This is a genomic window from Bacillus sp. FJAT-45037 (assembly GCF_002797325.1).
Taxonomy (GTDB): domain Bacteria; phylum Bacillota; class Bacilli; order Bacillales; family Bacillaceae_D; genus Alkalihalophilus.
Window position 1 is genome coordinate 910319 of record NZ_KZ454938.1, and the last position, 15235, is coordinate 925553.

At 40.4% G+C, this 15235-nt stretch carries 16 protein-coding genes, 5 tRNA genes and 1 other RNA gene; 17 read left to right on the forward strand and 5 right to left on the reverse strand.

Annotated features, from left to right (window positions below; translation table 11 throughout):
• Window positions 1-2: 2 nt before the first annotated feature.
• From CDZ88_RS04605 to CDZ88_RS04625, 5 genes are all read left to right on the forward strand, one after another.
• Window positions 3-785: a metal ABC transporter ATP-binding protein gene (locus CDZ88_RS04605; protein WP_442857082.1), complete on the forward strand. Its 783-nt coding sequence runs from the start codon at window positions 3-5 to the stop codon at window positions 783-785.
• A 3-nt stretch (window positions 786-788) separates the two neighbouring features.
• Complete coding sequence (locus CDZ88_RS04610) at window positions 789-1655, forward strand: metal ABC transporter permease (RefSeq protein WP_100372421.1); 867 nt, start codon at window positions 789-791, stop codon at window positions 1653-1655.
• Between the two features lie 78 nt (window positions 1656-1733).
• Entirely contained in the window at window positions 1734-2594 is an 861-nt protein-coding gene (locus tag CDZ88_RS04615) for a metal ABC transporter permease (RefSeq protein WP_100372422.1), read from the forward strand.
• A complete protein-coding gene (locus CDZ88_RS04620) occupies window positions 2584-2997 on the forward strand; it encodes a Fur family transcriptional regulator (RefSeq protein WP_100372423.1) in 414 nt (137 codons plus the stop codon). Before CDZ88_RS04615 ends, CDZ88_RS04620 begins: the two co-directional genes overlap by 11 nt.
• A 162-nt stretch (window positions 2998-3159) precedes the next feature.
• Complete coding sequence (locus CDZ88_RS04625; protein ID WP_100372424.1) at window positions 3160-3378, forward strand: DUF1540 domain-containing protein; 219 nt, start codon at window positions 3160-3162, stop codon at window positions 3376-3378.
• Window positions 3379-3773: 395 nt separating this feature from the next.
• Here CDZ88_RS04625 and CDZ88_RS04630 read toward each other — a convergent pair whose 3' ends face one another.
• Window positions 3774-4355, reverse strand: coding sequence for a 5' nucleotidase, NT5C type (locus CDZ88_RS04630; RefSeq protein ID WP_100372425.1), 582 nt, complete (start codon window positions 4353-4355; stop codon window positions 3774-3776).
• A gap of 212 nt (window positions 4356-4567) precedes the next feature.
• On the opposite strand from CDZ88_RS04630, the gene CDZ88_RS04635 reads away from it, so the two are divergent.
• Entirely contained in the window at window positions 4568-5125 is a 558-nt protein-coding gene (locus CDZ88_RS04635) for a hypothetical protein (RefSeq protein WP_100372426.1), read from the forward strand.
• Between the two features lie 71 nt (window positions 5126-5196).
• On the opposite strand, the gene ispG is transcribed toward CDZ88_RS04635, so the two are convergent.
• Window positions 5197-6300: a flavodoxin-dependent (E)-4-hydroxy-3-methylbut-2-enyl-diphosphate synthase gene (ispG, locus tag CDZ88_RS04640; protein ID WP_100372427.1), complete on the reverse strand. Its 1104-nt coding sequence runs from the start codon at window positions 6298-6300 to the stop codon at window positions 5197-5199.
• Between the two features lie 108 nt (window positions 6301-6408).
• Complete coding sequence (locus CDZ88_RS04645; protein ID WP_100372428.1) at window positions 6409-6783, reverse strand: ubiquitin family protein; 375 nt, start codon at window positions 6781-6783, stop codon at window positions 6409-6411.
• 133 nt (window positions 6784-6916) lie between these two features.
• On the opposite strand from CDZ88_RS04645, the gene CDZ88_RS04650 reads away from it, so the two are divergent.
• The 3 genes from CDZ88_RS04650 (at window position 6917) to CDZ88_RS04660 (ending at window position 10075) form a co-directional block, all read left to right on the forward strand.
• Complete coding sequence (locus CDZ88_RS04650) at window positions 6917-8128, forward strand: MFS transporter (RefSeq protein ID WP_100372429.1); 1212 nt, start codon at window positions 6917-6919, stop codon at window positions 8126-8128.
• Window positions 8129-8257: 129 nt separating this feature from the next.
• Window positions 8258-9157: a DUF1002 domain-containing protein gene (locus CDZ88_RS04655; protein WP_100372430.1), complete on the forward strand. Its 900-nt coding sequence runs from the start codon at window positions 8258-8260 to the stop codon at window positions 9155-9157.
• Between the two features lie 267 nt (window positions 9158-9424).
• A complete protein-coding gene (locus CDZ88_RS04660; protein WP_100372431.1) occupies window positions 9425-10075 on the forward strand; it encodes an NfeD family protein in 651 nt (216 codons plus the stop codon).
• A 10-nt stretch (window positions 10076-10085) separates the two neighbouring features.
• On the opposite strand, the gene CDZ88_RS04665 is transcribed toward CDZ88_RS04660, so the two are convergent.
• The gene (locus CDZ88_RS04665; protein ID WP_157796477.1) at window positions 10086-10859 is read right to left on the reverse strand and encodes a DUF1189 domain-containing protein; all 774 of its coding nucleotides are present in this window, start codon (window positions 10857-10859) and stop codon (window positions 10086-10088) included.
• A 300-nt stretch (window positions 10860-11159) separates the two neighbouring features.
• On the opposite strand from CDZ88_RS04665, the gene CDZ88_RS04670 reads away from it, so the two are divergent.
• The 5 genes from CDZ88_RS04670 (at window position 11160) to CDZ88_RS04690 (ending at window position 11602) form a co-directional block, all read left to right on the forward strand.
• Window positions 11160-11234, forward strand: a tRNA-Asn gene (locus tag CDZ88_RS04670).
• A 4-nt stretch (window positions 11235-11238) separates the two neighbouring features.
• Window positions 11239-11312: transfer RNA gene (locus tag CDZ88_RS04675), tRNA-Met, on the forward strand.
• Window positions 11313-11337: 25 nt separating this feature from the next.
• Window positions 11338-11413 (forward strand) — tRNA-His (locus CDZ88_RS04680).
• A 5-nt stretch (window positions 11414-11418) separates the two neighbouring features.
• A tRNA-Ile gene (locus CDZ88_RS04685) sits at window positions 11419-11495 on the forward strand.
• 14 nt (window positions 11496-11509) lie between these two features.
• Window positions 11510-11602, forward strand: a tRNA-Ser gene (locus CDZ88_RS04690).
• 62 nt (window positions 11603-11664) lie between these two features.
• On the opposite strand, the gene CDZ88_RS04695 is transcribed toward CDZ88_RS04690, so the two are convergent.
• Entirely contained in the window at window positions 11665-12474 is an 810-nt protein-coding gene (locus CDZ88_RS04695; protein ID WP_100372433.1) for an undecaprenyl-diphosphate phosphatase, read from the reverse strand.
• Between the two features lie 272 nt (window positions 12475-12746).
• On the opposite strand from CDZ88_RS04695, the gene CDZ88_RS04700 reads away from it, so the two are divergent.
• The 3 genes from CDZ88_RS04700 to ssrS all read left to right on the forward strand — a co-directional run bounded on the left by CDZ88_RS04700 (window position 12747) and on the right by ssrS (window position 15181).
• Window positions 12747-13355 (forward strand): superoxide dismutase, encoded by a 609-nt coding sequence (locus CDZ88_RS04700; RefSeq protein WP_100372434.1) that lies wholly within the window; start codon window positions 12747-12749, stop codon window positions 13353-13355.
• A 271-nt stretch (window positions 13356-13626) separates the two neighbouring features.
• On the forward strand, window positions 13627-14922 hold the full coding sequence (locus tag CDZ88_RS04705) for an MFS transporter (RefSeq protein ID WP_100372435.1): 1296 nt from the start codon (window positions 13627-13629) through the stop codon (window positions 14920-14922).
• Window positions 14923-15000: 78 nt separating this feature from the next.
• Window positions 15001-15181, forward strand: a non-coding RNA gene (ssrS, locus tag CDZ88_RS04710) — 6S RNA.
• Window positions 15182-15235 lie beyond the last annotated feature (54 nt).

A 15235-nucleotide genomic window follows, 5' to 3' on the forward strand; every position in this document is an offset into this window, starting at 1 on the left:
AGATGACAATGACCTTAACTGAGACGAAAACAGTTGTAGAGATCAAAGACGTTTCATTTCGCTACGGACATAGACATGTACTAGAAAATATAACATTACCAATTAAACAAGGTGCGTTTTTAGGGTTAGTAGGGCCTAATGGTTCCGGTAAATCAACGCTGATTAAATTAATCTTAGGGCTGAAGCGTCCAGAGCGCGGTGAGGTTTATTTATTTGGTGAGCGTGTCGATAAATTTAAACAATGGGACAAAATCGGCTTCGTCTCACAAAAAGCGAATAGCTTTAATTCTGGATTTCCAGCGACGGTTTTTGAAGTGGTGTCCATGGGTCTGTATGGCAAAGTGGGGATGTTTCGCTTCTTGAATCGAAAGCATAAGGAGAAAGTTCGTCAAGCGATTGCTAGTGTAAATATGACGGAGTACATGAAACAGAACATTGGGGAACTCTCAGGTGGACAACAGCAACGAGTCTTTATCGCGCGGGCACTAGTGAGCGATCCGCAATTATTAATATTAGATGAACCGACAGTCGGTGTAGACGCGAAAAGTGTGAAATCGTTTTATGACATGCTGAGTACACTCAATCGTGAAAAGGGAATTACCCTGCTACTTGTCACGCATGATATTGGGGCGATGACGGATCATGTGACGGATGTGGCTTGTTTAAATAAAAATATTCATTTTCACGGGAACTCAAAAGAATTTGAAGATAACCAAGATTTATCATCCTTTTATGGTCACGATGTTCATTTACTTACCCACAATCATGACCACGGGGGGCATTAAGGCATGATTGATGCATTTTTACGCTATGAGTTTTTGCAAAATGCCTTTTATACCGGATTAATGATTGGTCTGTTGGCACCGATGCTTGGTGTCTTTTTAGTTGTACGAAGACTTTCGCTCATTGCAGATGCTCTCTCTCATATTACTTTATCAGGAATTGCAGCGAGTTTACTTCTAGGTAAGCATATTGCTTTTTTCCAAGGACTAAACCCACTTTATATGGGGATGGTTTTTTCAGTTGGGGGAGCCCTATTAATCGAACGGTTAAGAAGTGTTTATCAATATTATAAAGAAGTAGCCATTCCGATCATTTTATCAGGGGGGATCGGATTAGGTGTCGTATTCATCTCACTTGCAGATGGATTCAATAATGATTTATTTAATTATTTATTCGGTAGTGTTATTGCGGTTACCCGTACTGACTTATGGACGATCACGGGGGTAACTGTATTAGTGCTCGTAGTGTTATTTTTATTTTATAAAGAGTTATTCTTTTTATCGTTTGATGAAGAGCAAGCGGTGGTCTCGGGTTTGAATCGCAGAGTGGTTCATTTTATTTTCATTGTGATGGCTGCGCTTGTGATTGCAGCGTCGATGAGAATTGTCGGGATCTTACTCGTATCATCTTTGATGACGTTACCTGTTGCGGCTGCGATGCGTTTTGCCAGAGGATTCAAGCAAATGTTTGTTTATTCTATAATATTCGGGGAGGTTGCAGTCATCGGTGGATTGATTGCTGCCTATCAACTAGATTTAGCGCCCGGTGGAACGATTGTTATTTTAGCAGTCCTGATTTTAATCATCTCATTTGCCATTGAAAAAGTACGAAGTAGGCAACCTTTTCAAAGGAAAAAAACATCGAAAGCATGATGAGTAATGCTAGATAAGGTTTGTTTGACTGCTACGACTCATGTACAATAAGTACGAGATGAAAGTAGGAGACTTGGCATGCAAGAATTATTAATGAATTTGACATTTATTGAACGAGGGGTATTAGCTGGGGTGATCATTGCCTTTATTTGTCCTATCGTAGGAGCATTTTTACTCGTAAGGCGTGTATCAATTATTTCAGAATCGCTTTCACATATCACGTTAACAGGAATATCAGCTGGGGTTTTAGTTAGTTCGACAACGATTTGGTTTGCCGATGTTAATCCGCTCTATGCTGGTTTTCTCTTTGCCATTATAGGTTCTTTATTAATTGAGAAATTACGTGACCTCTATAAAAGCTTTCAAGAATTAGCGATCCCAATTATTTTGTCTGCTGGTGTTGGATTGAGCGCAATTTTTATGAGCCTTTCAACATCAGGCTACAACGAATGGTATATGTATATGTTTGGAAGTATCGTTAGTGTCACAAGGGGTGATTTGCAGTTTATTATCTGGGCAGCGATTATTGTGATCGCGATCGTCGTGCTCTTTTATAAAGAATTTATCTCGATTTCTTTTGATCAAGAATACGCCTCGGTATCTGGTGTGTCTGTTCGATTGATGAATCAAATTTTTGCTGTATTGATCGCCTTTGTCATCGCGATGTCCATGAAAATTGTCGGCATTCTACTTGTAGGGGCGATGATCGTCTTGCCAGTGGCAACGAGTATTCATTTCGCCAAAAGTTTCAAACAAGTGATTATATATGGGATGGTATTCGCACAAGTGGCGATGCTTTCAGGTATTTATTTCTCGTATCAATTTAATATTGCAACAGGCGGTATGATTGTGATGATGGGAATGATTCAATTGCTTCTTGTGATGGCAGCGGGGAAGATGATGGAATGGTTCGTAGGGAGGAAGAAACGTGAATATTAATCAAGCCATGGCGTCGTTAAAGGAAAAAGGATACAAACATACAGATAAGCGAGAAGATATGCTACGACTATTTGCTGACCAAAAACGTTATTTATCAGCCAAAGATGTTCTTGAAAGTTTACAGGGGGAATATCCTGGATTAAGTTTTGACACGATTTACAGAAATCTTTCCTTATTTGCTGATCTTGAAATTCTTGAAGCAACAGAGCTAGAAGGGGAGAAGCGCTACCGTTTTAGTTGTGCGACGAGTGAGCATCATCATCATTTGATATGTCTTGAGTGTGGGAAGACGAAGCATATTCATGTTTGCCCGATGGATACGTTGCAAACAACATATTCAGATTTTGAGGTAACGGGACATAAATTCGAAATTTATGGAAAATGCCAAGAATGTAAAGAATAAAAAATGCCTTAATGTAGACGGATATAGTCTATGTTAAGGTGTTTTTTTTTGATTGATGCGGATGATTATTGAGTGGTGTAGATAATTACGGTAAATGAGCGAAGATGTGACAGAATGTCGATCGTCAAATGGAGGCATTCTATGTGTAGGAGGGATGTATTTATGGCGAATCCGATTGTAAAATGCAATGTTGCAAACTGTACGTTTTGGGGAGAGGGAAACCGTTGTCAGGCAGATTCGATCTTAGTGGAGATTGACAGTCATTCAGATAAAAACTTCCACATGGAAGCCGGGAGCGAGCCTTACGCGGATGCACTACATCGTGATGCTGCAGATCAAAGCGCCGAGACCTGCTGCCATACATTCCGTCCGAAGAAATAACTCGTTTTTTGAAACATGAGCTGGGACATAAAGTAAGTGTTTAAGTGAGAATCCAAGGATCGCTAAAACTTAGCGGTGTATATTTCAGGAGCAGCTAATTTGCACTTTCTATTAAATGCTCGGATTCTTGCTGGTTAAACAATTCTGTCCCAGCTTCATTTTTGTATAGAAAAAAAGAGGCTTGGAAATTTTGAAAGTTTTTAACTAAGAATACGAACGAAGCGCTAATTTAGCGGATGAAATATACGTGAGACACTGAAGAGCGAAGCGCGAAGGGGCTCACCAGCTTCCTCGCGAGTGCGAAGTATATTTCAGGAGCGGTTTACATATGCCGCAACTGTAATGTTCGGAATTCAATAAGCTAAAATACTTCTGTCCTAGCCTCACAAATACGCTTATTCAGCTGTTTCCTTCATCCATTGATCGACCCAGTCTGTGGCTTCTTGCCAAGTATGAGCACGGATTACATTGTCAGGAATTGATAGACGATTATAAGGTGTGTCCATTAAAATCACAGGGATCTTAAATTCTTCAGCAATCATCACGGCATTGTCATGCTTGTCTTCAAAGAAAATATCAAGGTCGTGTTTTCGCACAGCTTCTAATTTATTATGCCCTCCGACAAGCTCAATATGGTTAAAGGGTACTTTATTCGATTGAAACCAACTCTTCGTTATAACATCAAGGTGTTTTCTTCTTGCGGTAATATAGATGAGGTCATGTTCTGTGGACCAATTAAGAAGAGCTTTCTCGGCAAATGGGGCGAGCTTTGCTTCTGTATAAATATCCCCTTCGTGTTTTGTTAACCAATCCCAAAATTCTTGTTCAGAGATATTTAATATGCTTGTTAAATCATATTCTGTTAAGTCGTCCAATGTCAATTGTTGATCAAAGTGTTTGTTTAGATGAGGAACAAAAGTATCTGGGTCTGTAATCGTTCCATCGATGTCTAAACCAAAACGTTTTTTTGTTGTCATATCTGTTCACCTCATGCAGAATTTCTTTTTGTTTGTTGCCTTAGTCTAATGTTGTTTGTTTTTAAAAATGATTGTACATACCCATCTACCTTACACGAAAACTACGGCTAATGCTAGAGCATTCCTAAACATGAAAACTTTAACTCCGATATTATTTACAGTTTGCGTCATACTATAACTGCTCCCACAAATTTTGAAAGTGAGGGATTCGTATGGCAGATGATACACATCGAAAAGATGAACCTATTCGCTTGTTGGATGAGGGTGACCGTTCGTTAACGCTGGTAAATAACCACGTTGAAGGACGAGATGAGGATCGTGACGTTGAAAAGGCTCTTGCAGAAGAGGAGCATGCTTTGTCTAAAGAAGAAGCAGAGAGTCATGATCTGGTGGAAGATGAACCTGTTAATATGGAATATCCACTTCAACCGAGTTTCCAAGAAGAAAACGCAGCTGAATATGCGGCGATAAATGGAATGGCTGGTGCACGTCCGTTCGATGAAGATCAGACGGTTCAGTCAGTAGAGGAGGAACGAGAAGAAACGGCCGTTAGTAACGAAAGTGATGTCACCGCTAGTCGGGGTGTCGGTACGTTTGCGATCGTTCTTTCCATCTTGTCGTTATTTTTCTTACCAGTATTGCTTGGAGCAGCTGGGATCGTTGTTGGTTTTGTAACACGTCGAATCGGTTCGAAGACGCTCGGTAACTGGGCGATTGGAATTGGAGCCGTTTCGATTCTTATGACCGTCTTTTTCTCACCATTCTTTTAAGAGTGATGAGTGTGGGAGCAGTAGTAACGAAGTTTATAGCTGGTTAAAAAGAAAAGCATAAGCCACATGGCTTATGCTTTTTCTAATTGACGTTGTTTTTCATAATACTCTTCAGCAATTTTATCAATTTCAAGCTTTAACTCTTCAACCATTGTTTCTTCTGGTACTTTTCGAACAATTTCACCTTTCATAAAGAGCAAGCCCTCACCACGAGCACCAGCAATGCCGATATCGGCTTCACGTGCTTCACCAGGTCCGTTTACCGCACAACCAAGAACAGCTACTTTAATAGGTGCTTTGATCGTTGAGATATAGTCCTCAATCTCATTAGCGATGCTGATCAAGTCAATCTCAATACGTCCACATGTTGGACAAGAGATCAATGTAGCGGCGTTTGCTGCTAAACCAAATGACTTTAGCAATTCACGTGCTACTTTTACTTCCTCGACTGGGTCAGCACTTAATGAAATACGTACGGTATTTCCAATGCCTGAATTTAAAATGGCACCAAGGCCTGCTGCGCTTTTAATCGTTCCTGCAAATAATGTACCTGCTTCTGTAATTCCTAAGTGAAGAGGATAATCAAATGCTTTTGCTGCTTTTTCATAAGCTTCAATCGCTAAGTTTACATCAGATGCTTTCATAGAGACGATGATGTCATGAAAATCAAGGTCTTCTAGAATTTTAATGTGATGTAGCGCACTTTCTACCATGCCATCAGCTGTAGGGTAACCGTATTTTTCAATAATTCGCTTCTCAAGAGAACCAGCATTGACACCGATGCGAATTGGAATTCCTTTTTCTTTAGCCGCTTTTACGACAGCTTCCACTTTTTCGCGACGTCCAATGTTACCTGGGTTAATGCGGATTTTATCTGCTCCGCCTTCAATTGCTTTTAAAGCAAGCTTATAATCAAAATGGATGTCGACGACCAGTGGAATTGAGATCTGTGCTTTAATATCAGCAATTGCTTCAGCTGCACGCATATCAGGGCAAGCAACACGAACAATTTGACAGCCAGCTTCTTCAAGACGTTTAATCTCAGCTACAGTTGCTTCAACATCATGTGTTTTTGTTGTTGTCATACTTTGCACGACGACTTCATTGTTTCCGCCAATCGTCAAATTACCGACCTTAACCGGGCGAGTTTTTGTACGATGTGTTAATTCGGTCATTGACCAATCGCTCCTTTTCTAACAAAAATGTTTATACATTTTTGACTAGTCTCATATGAGATACGTATTCATTCTATCAATGAGCGTTAAGATTTGGCAAGAAGAAAGTCATTGGTTGGAGTAATATGGAAACTTATATGTTTTTCCAATTTGAATGGATTCAGGCTCTGTGCCTGGATTCAACTCTTTAAAGTCGTAAATAATTTCTTGAATGGTAGCAGGGACGGGTCCGTTTCCTTCATGTAAATGTTCGACGATCGACAAAACGGTAAACCCAGGTTCAATTGTTACTTCAACAAACGGTTCATTCATTGTTGTCACTTCTTCTGATTCTTCGGCAGGGGGTGGGGGCTCAGTCGTTGGTTTAACTGGTTCCGTTTGAGTCGTGGCCTCTAGTCCGTTGGGTAAAGTTCCAATTGTAAGATCATAATAAACGCTATAAAGAATGACGAGTACGAGCAAACCTAATCCAATTCGTTTCATGCTTGTCCTCCCAGAAAATTTAATCTCAAACGTCTTACGATACATCCTTAAAGTAAGTGTATGTATCTTTTGGGAAAGTATGACAAGCTATTGTGTGAAATGAACATACATAATTAAAGGTGTGGTGAATACATTGAGTGAGAACACAACTCGTCCGTTTATTTTAATAGTGATTATTGGCTTATTACCGATTGTCATGGTCTTAGGAAATTCAATGTTTATCCCTATCTTACCTTATATGCAAGTAGAGCTTGCGATGACAACTGTCCAAGCGGGTCTTATTTTGACGATCTTTTCGATTCCATCAGCTCTTTTTATTCCGATCAGTGGGGTGTTAAGTGATACGGTCGGTAAACGAAAAATGGCGATGCTTTCCTTAGTGGTAGTCATGGTTGGATGTGTTGTGTCCGCTTTTGGAGGTGTTTTTCATTCGATTTCTTGGATGTTAGTAGGGAGGTTCATTCAAGGGATTGGAGCAGGTGGGGTCACCCCAATTGCGATGGTGCTCGCTTCCGAATTATTTGCAAAAGAGCAGCGAAATCAGGCATTGGCATCGATTGAGAGTTTTAACGGTGTAGGAAAAGTAATTAGCCCGATTATCGGTGGACTTGTTCTCCTTGGTGTTTGGTATTATAGCTTTGTAGTATATTTTGCTGTTGCCTTTATGGCATGGGTTGGCATGTATCTGTTTATACCGAGTCAAAAGACTAGTGGCCAAAAGACTGGAGGGATGAAGAAGGCGTTTGCTGTCATGAAGGAAGAACGTCGATTGTTTATTCCGGTGTTAACAGCAAGTGGCGTAGGAATGTTTTTATTGTTTGGTTTTTTATTTCTGCTTTCTTATGAGTGGGAATTTGCTTTTCAGACCAATGGGTTGATGAAAGGAATGGCCCTTTCAATTCCGTTACTCATATTAACGGTTGCCTCAATCGTTGTCGGAAAATACCGACTAAAATCAGCCGATCAAATTAAAGGAAGTATTGTTATAGGATTAGGAGTCATCTCTCTAGCAAGTCTTCTGTTTATTTTTTCAATGACCATGATCGTCGATTTGCTCCTTACGAGTGTTTTAGCTTTAGGGTTAGGATTTTTATTACCAGGCTGTAGTGCAAGTATCGCAGCGGTAGTTGAACGTGAGGTGAAAGGTAAGGTGTTTTCATTATATGCGATGGTTCGCTTTTTAGGTGTAGCATTTGGCCCAACTGTATTTGGGGTGTGGATGCACGACCGAGAACAAATGATGTTTAATGTATTCCTGTTAGCGGGTGTCACTTGTGTCATTTTGCTATGGAATTGGACATGTTTACCAGTTGGGAAACAATGTGAAACACAACAAACATCATGAGATAAATGAAAAATAGTTCTTAAGTCCCTTCCTTTTTATCTGTAAAAACGGTTTCCTATTGAGTAGAGCATTCTTTTTATTGATCGAGTGCTTTGACTGTTTTTTCGGCAGTCAAAAATAAAGGAGTCGATGATCTTGAAACAAACATGGAAGAAACTCATCTCACTTGCACTAGTGTTTTCATTATTAGTACCAACTATTACACCAGCCGTTGCATTAGCGGATGCAGCACCTGGGGATGTCATTATTACTTTAGGTGAAAACCTATCTCCTGCAGAGCGAGAGAAAATCTTAGCTGAAATGGGAGAAACAGAAGAAAGTGAAGTCATAACAGTTAGTAACCAAGAAGAGCGAGAGTACTTGGGAGATTATATCAGCTCCTCGCAAATTGGAACGCGTGCACTATCATCAACAAAAATTACATTAGGTCAATCGGGTTCGGGGATCAATGTTGAAACAAATAACATCACATGGGTAGCGGAGGCGATGTATGCAAACGCACTTGTCACAGCAGGGGTTGAAGATGCTGACATTTACGTAACAGCTCCGTTTCCCGTCTCAGGTACGGCAGCTTTAACAGGATTAATTAAAGCATATGAGATTGCAGCGGAAATTGAAATTCCTGAAGAGCAAAAGCAGGTAGCCAATGAAGAAATGGTGCGAACGGCCGAACTTGCTGAGTCGATTGGGGTAGAAGAAGCAACAGAACTGATGAACCGTATTAAAGAAGAGATTGCGAAAAATCCGGTTGAAACAGAGGATGATTTACGTGAACTTATTCGTCGTGTTGCTGCTGAATTAGGAGTTACATTGACAGATTCAGAATTAGACGGATTGGTGTCTTTGTTTATGCGCATGAAAAACTTGAACATTGACTGGGATCAAGTTCAAGACCAAATCTCGAAAGTACGTGACAACCTTGGAGATTTCTTAGCACGAGAAGACACGCAATCATTTATTAGTAAGATGCTAGATGTACTAAACGAATTGATTGATTCACTAAAAGGACTATTTACATCAGAAACATAAGAGAGGGGAGGACCCTCTCTTTTTTATATGACTTATTGGATTAGACACTTTTTGCTGTCGTTGAAAGCTGTAGGAAAGCAGGAATTGGTTCTTTGGCGATTGTTTTTTCCAGATTCTTTTTTTCATGATTAGATTTTTTCTTTGTCAACACGAACACCTCCAGTATGTATAGAATAGCCATATTGCTACTTTTTTTATTCATTTTGTGAAATGATGAAACAAATGTCATAATAAACCGTATATAGATATCAAAGAGGAGGGACTTAGATGGAATGGCTTGATTCAGCAACAATCGGATTTTTTGTCGTATTTCTAGGTACGTTATTTTTATTTGGTGAGCTGCTCGTTAGAATGAGAGGACTTTTTGCCATTTTAGGTGTCGCAATTATGGCCATGTATTTCTCTTATCATCTAGCAGGGGATGTTGGCTTTTGGGTTGTGATCCTTTATGTCATTGGCTTATTGCTGATCATTGTTGATGGGAAAGTTATAACGGATGGAACGGTTGCGTTACTTGGGCTACTCTTAATGATCACAGGGTTAGCGCTACCTGCACCAGACTTAATTTATGGAATCCTTGTCTCGATGGGATTTTTAGTTGGTGGATTTAGTTCCGGTTTATTTCTAAAAGTATTTCCGTCACGAAACTTATGGTCTCGTTTGACGCTTAAAGACCGGTTAACCAATGAGATGGGATATAATTCAATGCGAGAAGATTATCGTCAGCTTATAGGTCAACATGGAAAAACAATTAGTCCATTTAGACCAACGGGAACCGTAGAAATCAATGACAAACATTATAGTGCAACAAGCGGAAGTCAGTGGCTCGAAGGGAATATAGAAGTAGAAGTGGTGGATGTCGACGGGACTAGAATTGTCGTTAAGCGACGTCAAAAAGATGAAAAAGCAAGCGAGTGACCGTTTAAGGTTACTCGTTTGCTTTTCTTTTTGGGATAGGGATGGATTGGATGGCAAGGATAATGATCGCCATGGTCGTTAACACCATAACAAACGAAGGGATGCCTCCCACAAAAACATCGAGCCATGAAAAAGCAATAACAGGAAGAGTCAGCGCATGTGCTGTGATTAGCCACATATGACGATACTGGATGTTTTTCCTTTTGCCGCGGAATAATAAAGCGACAAAAGCTAAGATTGTTACGCCTAGAAACGCTACGCCTAAAAGTCCGCTATAAAGAAGTAGGGAAACAATCGTAATCAATAAAGGAAGGAAACCCTTCACATCAGAAAGTCGCTCGGTTAGCTCGTCCCGATTCACTTGCTCAAGCCCGACTAACGTATAAGAAACCTGTTGTGTGGACCCGTACTGAAAAAGTAACGCCTCATGTTGTTGAAAAACAACGCCCTCTCCAAGTGTCGCAATATCAGTGCTTGTTAGTTCATTATAAGGATCAAGAACAAACACACCTTGTGAGACGGATTGGTTAATATAGGGTTCATCGAGATCTGCTTGTAGCTGACCATTTTCTAAGCTGAAATTAGGAAGGTCATTCGTTAAGCTCTCCTCAAGTTGATTAAGACTCGTTATGTAGGTCATAGCCATCGTAATTATAAACGGTATACAAGCAATGAACACAACCGCTAGAACATGGAAGATCGCTTTCGTGATTGGCCGCAATCTGCTATAGGCAATCACTTTGCGATTATAAAGGCTTTTAACAAAAAATTGTAAACTGTTCATGTGATTCTCCTCTCGCGTCAACCATATTTTAACGAAAGCAGCAGAAGACAACAAGTTGCAATTAAGTGAACAAGCGAATTTTTTAACATGAGTTAAAGTGCTTTGTTCGATGTTCGATGGCTTATGTGGAAATTGAAACAAGTGATTATGGATCAATGAGAAATTTTTCACTGCTTTTTCGTTCTTCATTATGCTATAATAAGCTAGGTTAGAACTTGGTTGACGGATCAGAAAAGAAATTGAAAAAAAGTTATTGACTTTAATTCGGTAGATTGGTATTATAATTCTTGTCTTCAATATTCCACAGTAGCTCAGTGGTAGAGCAATCGGCTGTTAACCGATCGGTCGTAGGTTCGAGTCCTACCTGTGGAGCCAATATGGCGGTGTAGCTCAGCTGGCTAGAGCGTACGGTTCATACCCGTGAGGTCGTGGGTTCGACTCCCTCCGCCGCTATCCTTTTTTACATATTTGCTACATGGCGATTGTGGCGAAGTGGTTAACGCACCGGATTGTGATTCCGGCATTCGTGGGTTCAATTCCCATCAGTCGCCCCATTCATGGACCCTTAGCTCAGTTGGTTAGAGCACTCGGCTCATAACCGATCGGTCGTAGGTTCGAGTCCTACAGGGTCCACCATAGTCATTTTATTCGGAGGAATACCCAAGTCTGGCTGAAGGGATCGGTCTTGAAAACCGACAGGCGGGTCAAACCGCGCGGGGGTTCGAATCCCTCTTCCTCCTCCATACATAAGCGTAATGAATGACAAATAAAAAAAGGTAGCCATCTTGGCTACCTTTTTTGTGTTTTATAAGAAAATCCAAGTAACAAGACCGAGAGAGACGCAATAAATCGCAAAGTAACTAAGTTTGGCTTGTTGAACCATCGAGATTAACCATTTGATGCCAACTAACGCAAAAACGAAGGAAGAGAAAAAAGCGAGCCAAAGCTGTAGTTCATATCCACTGGAAAATTGACTAGCCAATTCAGGTAGTTTTAATATCGTGATACCCGTAATAATAGGTACAGACAGAAGAAACGAGTAGCGAAGGGCTGTTTCCTTATTCAGTCCACACCAAAGGGCAGCCACAAGCGTACTTCCTGCCCGTGAAATACCTGGAATGACTGCTAGTGCTTGACCTAAACCAATGAGTAGTGCGTGTCTCCATTTGATTTCGGTTACACCGCGCATGCCAGGGTTGACGCCATGTTCAATTAAGATTAAGAAAATCCCAGTAATAATAAGGGAAGCGCCAATGGTTGCTGTATTGGTAATGGATTCCCCAAGCCATGTTTCAAGTGATTTTCCGACAAGCATGGTAACTATGGTCGATGCCATCATTAAGAGAGCAAATCGGAAATGTGCTTTGCTTGTGTGGTCGTTTTTAACTAAATAAAGATAAGTTCCTTGGGCAATACTAAAGAGATCTTTTCGAAAAAATAATAAAACCGCAAGCAATGATGCGATGTGTAAAAAAACTTCAAATGTTAAATCCTCACCACCTGTATTGACATTTAACAACCGTTCAAAAATAATTAAATGGGCACTGCTTGAAATCGGTAAAAATTCAGAGATCCCTTGTATAAATCCGATGAAAAGAGCCTCAATCCAAGTCATCTTAACCTCCTACTAGTCATTCGTTACTCCATCTTATGGGGACAAGAGAGGTTTTATGAATTAGTTCGTTTAATTATTCCATGCCTGGGGTACCGTATATATGTCATCTAGAATGGTGCCGATCAAGTCATTTTCGTTGCAAAAAAGTGAAAATTTTGGTAATGTGAGAGGTGGATAGACTTACGAAACATTCGTGTTGACTAAGTCATTTGCCTATTGGGACATGTCGTTCCATGTTACATTTGTATTGATTATAAGGAGGAGATTTTGAAATGGCTTACGAATTACCACAATTACCTTACGCAGCAAACGCACTAGAACCTCATATTGATGAGCAAACGATGAATATTCACCACGGGAAGCACCATAACACTTACATTACTAAGCTTAATGCAGCAATTGAAGGACATGCAGACCTTCAAAGCAAAAGCATTGAAGAACTAGTAAGTAACTTGGATGCTGTACCTGAAAACATTCGTGGTGCAGTACGTAACCACGGTGGCGGCCATGCTAACCACTCTTTATTCTGGCAAATCCTTTGCCCAAATGGTGGCGGAGCTCCAACTGGCGAGTTAGCAAGTGCGATTGAAGAAGCATTTGGTAGCTTAGATACATTCAAAGAAAAATTCGCAGATGCAGCAGCAAACCGTTTCGGTTCTGGCTGGGCATGGTTAATCGTAGATGGTGGCAAGCTTGCTATTACAAGCACACCAAACCAAGATACACCGTTAATGGAAGGCAAGACACCAATCCTTGGATTAGATGTTTGGGAGCATGCATACTACCTAAACTACCAAAACCGTCGTCCTGACTACATTAACGCATTCTGGAATGTAGTAAAATGGGATGAAGTAGCGAAGCGTTTCGCTGAAGCTAAATAATTCCTACAATAAAAAAGCAAAGTCCATTGGGCTTTGCTTTTTCTAATGCAAAAAAAGCTTGTCGCAGCTGAACGAGTCATTTCCGCTTTTAGTGATATCGAGCTACAATGACTAGCTGCTCGAGGTCTTTTCTGCCTAAAATAGTTTGGCAAAGGGCGGCCAAGCCTATTTCATTCAGAAAAGCTTGTCGCAGCTGAACGAGTCATTTCCGCTTTTACTTGTATAACGTTTTTTTGTTAAGACACACTACTTGATAAGGGTGGTGGAGTCGGTGAAGAAGTCCGTGATTCAAAAATTGATTGGTGATATTGAAGTAACGCGGGAACTGGTTCTTCTTTTAACCATAGGGGGTTTGTATGCGTTAAGCATTGCGTTATCAAATACATTTGTCAATGTGTACTTGTGGAAGCAGTCCGGAGAATTTATTGATCTGGCCCTATATAATTTAACCGCTGTTATTTTTCAACCATTAACCTTTATCTTAGCTGGACGTTGGGCGAAGAAAATTGATCGAGTGATTGTGCTGAGGTTAGGAGTTATTTTCTTAGCTGGATTTTATTCTACCGTTCTTTTATTGGGTGATTTGGCGAGTCATTATTTAATCGTATTAGGAGCATTACTTGGAATTGGATTTGGCTTTTATTGGTTAGCGTTTAACGTATTAACCTTTGAAATCACTGAACCGGAAACGAGAGATTTCTTTAATGGGTTTTTAGGATTGCTTACCTCATTTGCGGGTATGATAGGTCCGATTGTTTCAGGGTATGTCATTACGAGGATGGAGAAGTTTACAGGGTATTCGATCATTTTCGGTGTTTCGCTTACCTTGTTCGTTGTGGCCGTGCTAATGAGCTTTATGTTGAAAAGACGCGCGGCAGAAGGGAAGTTCTTCTTTAGACGCATACTTAAAGAGCGTAAGTATAATCCGAATTGGCGACACATTCTTCATGCTCATTTTTTTCAAGGCTTAAGAGAAGGAACTTTTTTATTTGTGATTGTTGTGTGGGTGTACATTGTCACAGGTAGTGAACTCGCAATCGGTACATATGGTCTTGTTGCTTCAGGTGTTCAATTTGTCGCATACTATGCGGCTACAAGGTTAATCAAACCCAGTTTTCGAAAAAAGTCAATTCTTATTGGTGGTTCGATTCTTTATGCGGCGATCTTTCTCATCGTCTTTGACATCTCGTTTGCCAAACTCATCATGTATGGCGTCGTGATTTCGATTGCTTATCCGATGTTGCTCGTCCCTTATATCTCTTTGACCTATGATGTGATTGGAAAAGGGTGGAAGGCAGCAGAGATGAGAATTGAATACATCGTCGTTCGAGAATTATTTCTAAATAGCGGTCGAATTGTTTCGGTGTTGCTATTTATTTGTGCCATTGTCTTTTTCCCTGAAGAAAAAAGTATCCCTATTGTCTTAATGATTCTTGGTATAGGGCATTTTCTCATTTATTTCTTCGTTCGCCATGTGCAATTTAATAAGCCGAACGGAGGCGAAAGTTACAGCTTTGCTCGTCAAAAAAATGGGGATGGTGGCAGCACAGGCGGAACGTCTCTGTAAACATTTTCTAGTGATAACTAACGGGTGAAGTCTTTGACATCGTATGTCGATATGATATACTTAGCGTAACAAATTAGAAATTGCCTGCCGTGTTAGTGAGCTTCACCTTGTTTCGAACCTTGCGTTTTAATAGGGAGTTCTACATTGAGTAATTAACAGCAAGCCAGCATGTTCTGGACGCTGAAGATTAATCTGCGAACACCCACCTACACAAGTAGGTTCTTGAAACAATTGAAGCAACGGCATACGCGGGTACACATATTACCAATAGACACCTCCACTAGGTGTCTATTGTCATGTATACACCTGAATG

Bases quoted from the DNA above. Each gene is read 5' to 3' on its own strand.
- CDZ88_RS04695 (WP_100372433.1), bottom strand. From the start codon at position 12,474: ATGACTTGGATTGAGGCTCTTTTCATCGGATTTATACAAGGGATCTCT.
- CDZ88_RS04655 (WP_100372430.1), top strand. From the start codon at position 8,258: ATGATCTTGAAACAAACATGGAAGAAACTCATCTCACTTGCACTAGTG.
- CDZ88_RS04665 (WP_157796477.1), bottom strand. From the start codon at position 10,859: ATGAACAGTTTACAATTTTTTGTTAAAAGCCTTTATAATCGCAAAGTG.
- CDZ88_RS04610 (WP_100372421.1), top strand. From the start codon at position 789: ATGATTGATGCATTTTTACGCTATGAGTTTTTGCAAAATGCCTTTTAT.
- CDZ88_RS04635 (WP_100372426.1), top strand. From the start codon at position 4,568: ATGGCAGATGATACACATCGAAAAGATGAACCTATTCGCTTGTTGGAT.
- CDZ88_RS04605 (WP_442857082.1), top strand. From the start codon at position 3: ATGACAATGACCTTAACTGAGACGAAAACAGTTGTAGAGATCAAAGAC.
- CDZ88_RS04660 (WP_100372431.1), top strand. From the start codon at position 9,425: ATGGAATGGCTTGATTCAGCAACAATCGGATTTTTTGTCGTATTTCTA.
- CDZ88_RS04645 (WP_100372428.1), bottom strand. From the start codon at position 6,783: ATGAAACGAATTGGATTAGGTTTGCTCGTACTCGTCATTCTTTATAGC.
- CDZ88_RS04625 (WP_100372424.1), top strand. From the start codon at position 3,160: ATGGCGAATCCGATTGTAAAATGCAATGTTGCAAACTGTACGTTTTGG.
- ispG (WP_100372427.1), bottom strand. From the start codon at position 6,300: ATGACCGAATTAACACATCGTACAAAAACTCGCCCGGTTAAGGTCGGT.
- CDZ88_RS04615 (WP_100372422.1), top strand. From the start codon at position 1,734: ATGCAAGAATTATTAATGAATTTGACATTTATTGAACGAGGGGTATTA.
- CDZ88_RS04630 (WP_100372425.1), bottom strand. From the start codon at position 4,355: ATGACAACAAAAAAACGTTTTGGTTTAGACATCGATGGAACGATTACA.
- CDZ88_RS04700 (WP_100372434.1), top strand. From the start codon at position 12,747: ATGGCTTACGAATTACCACAATTACCTTACGCAGCAAACGCACTAGAA.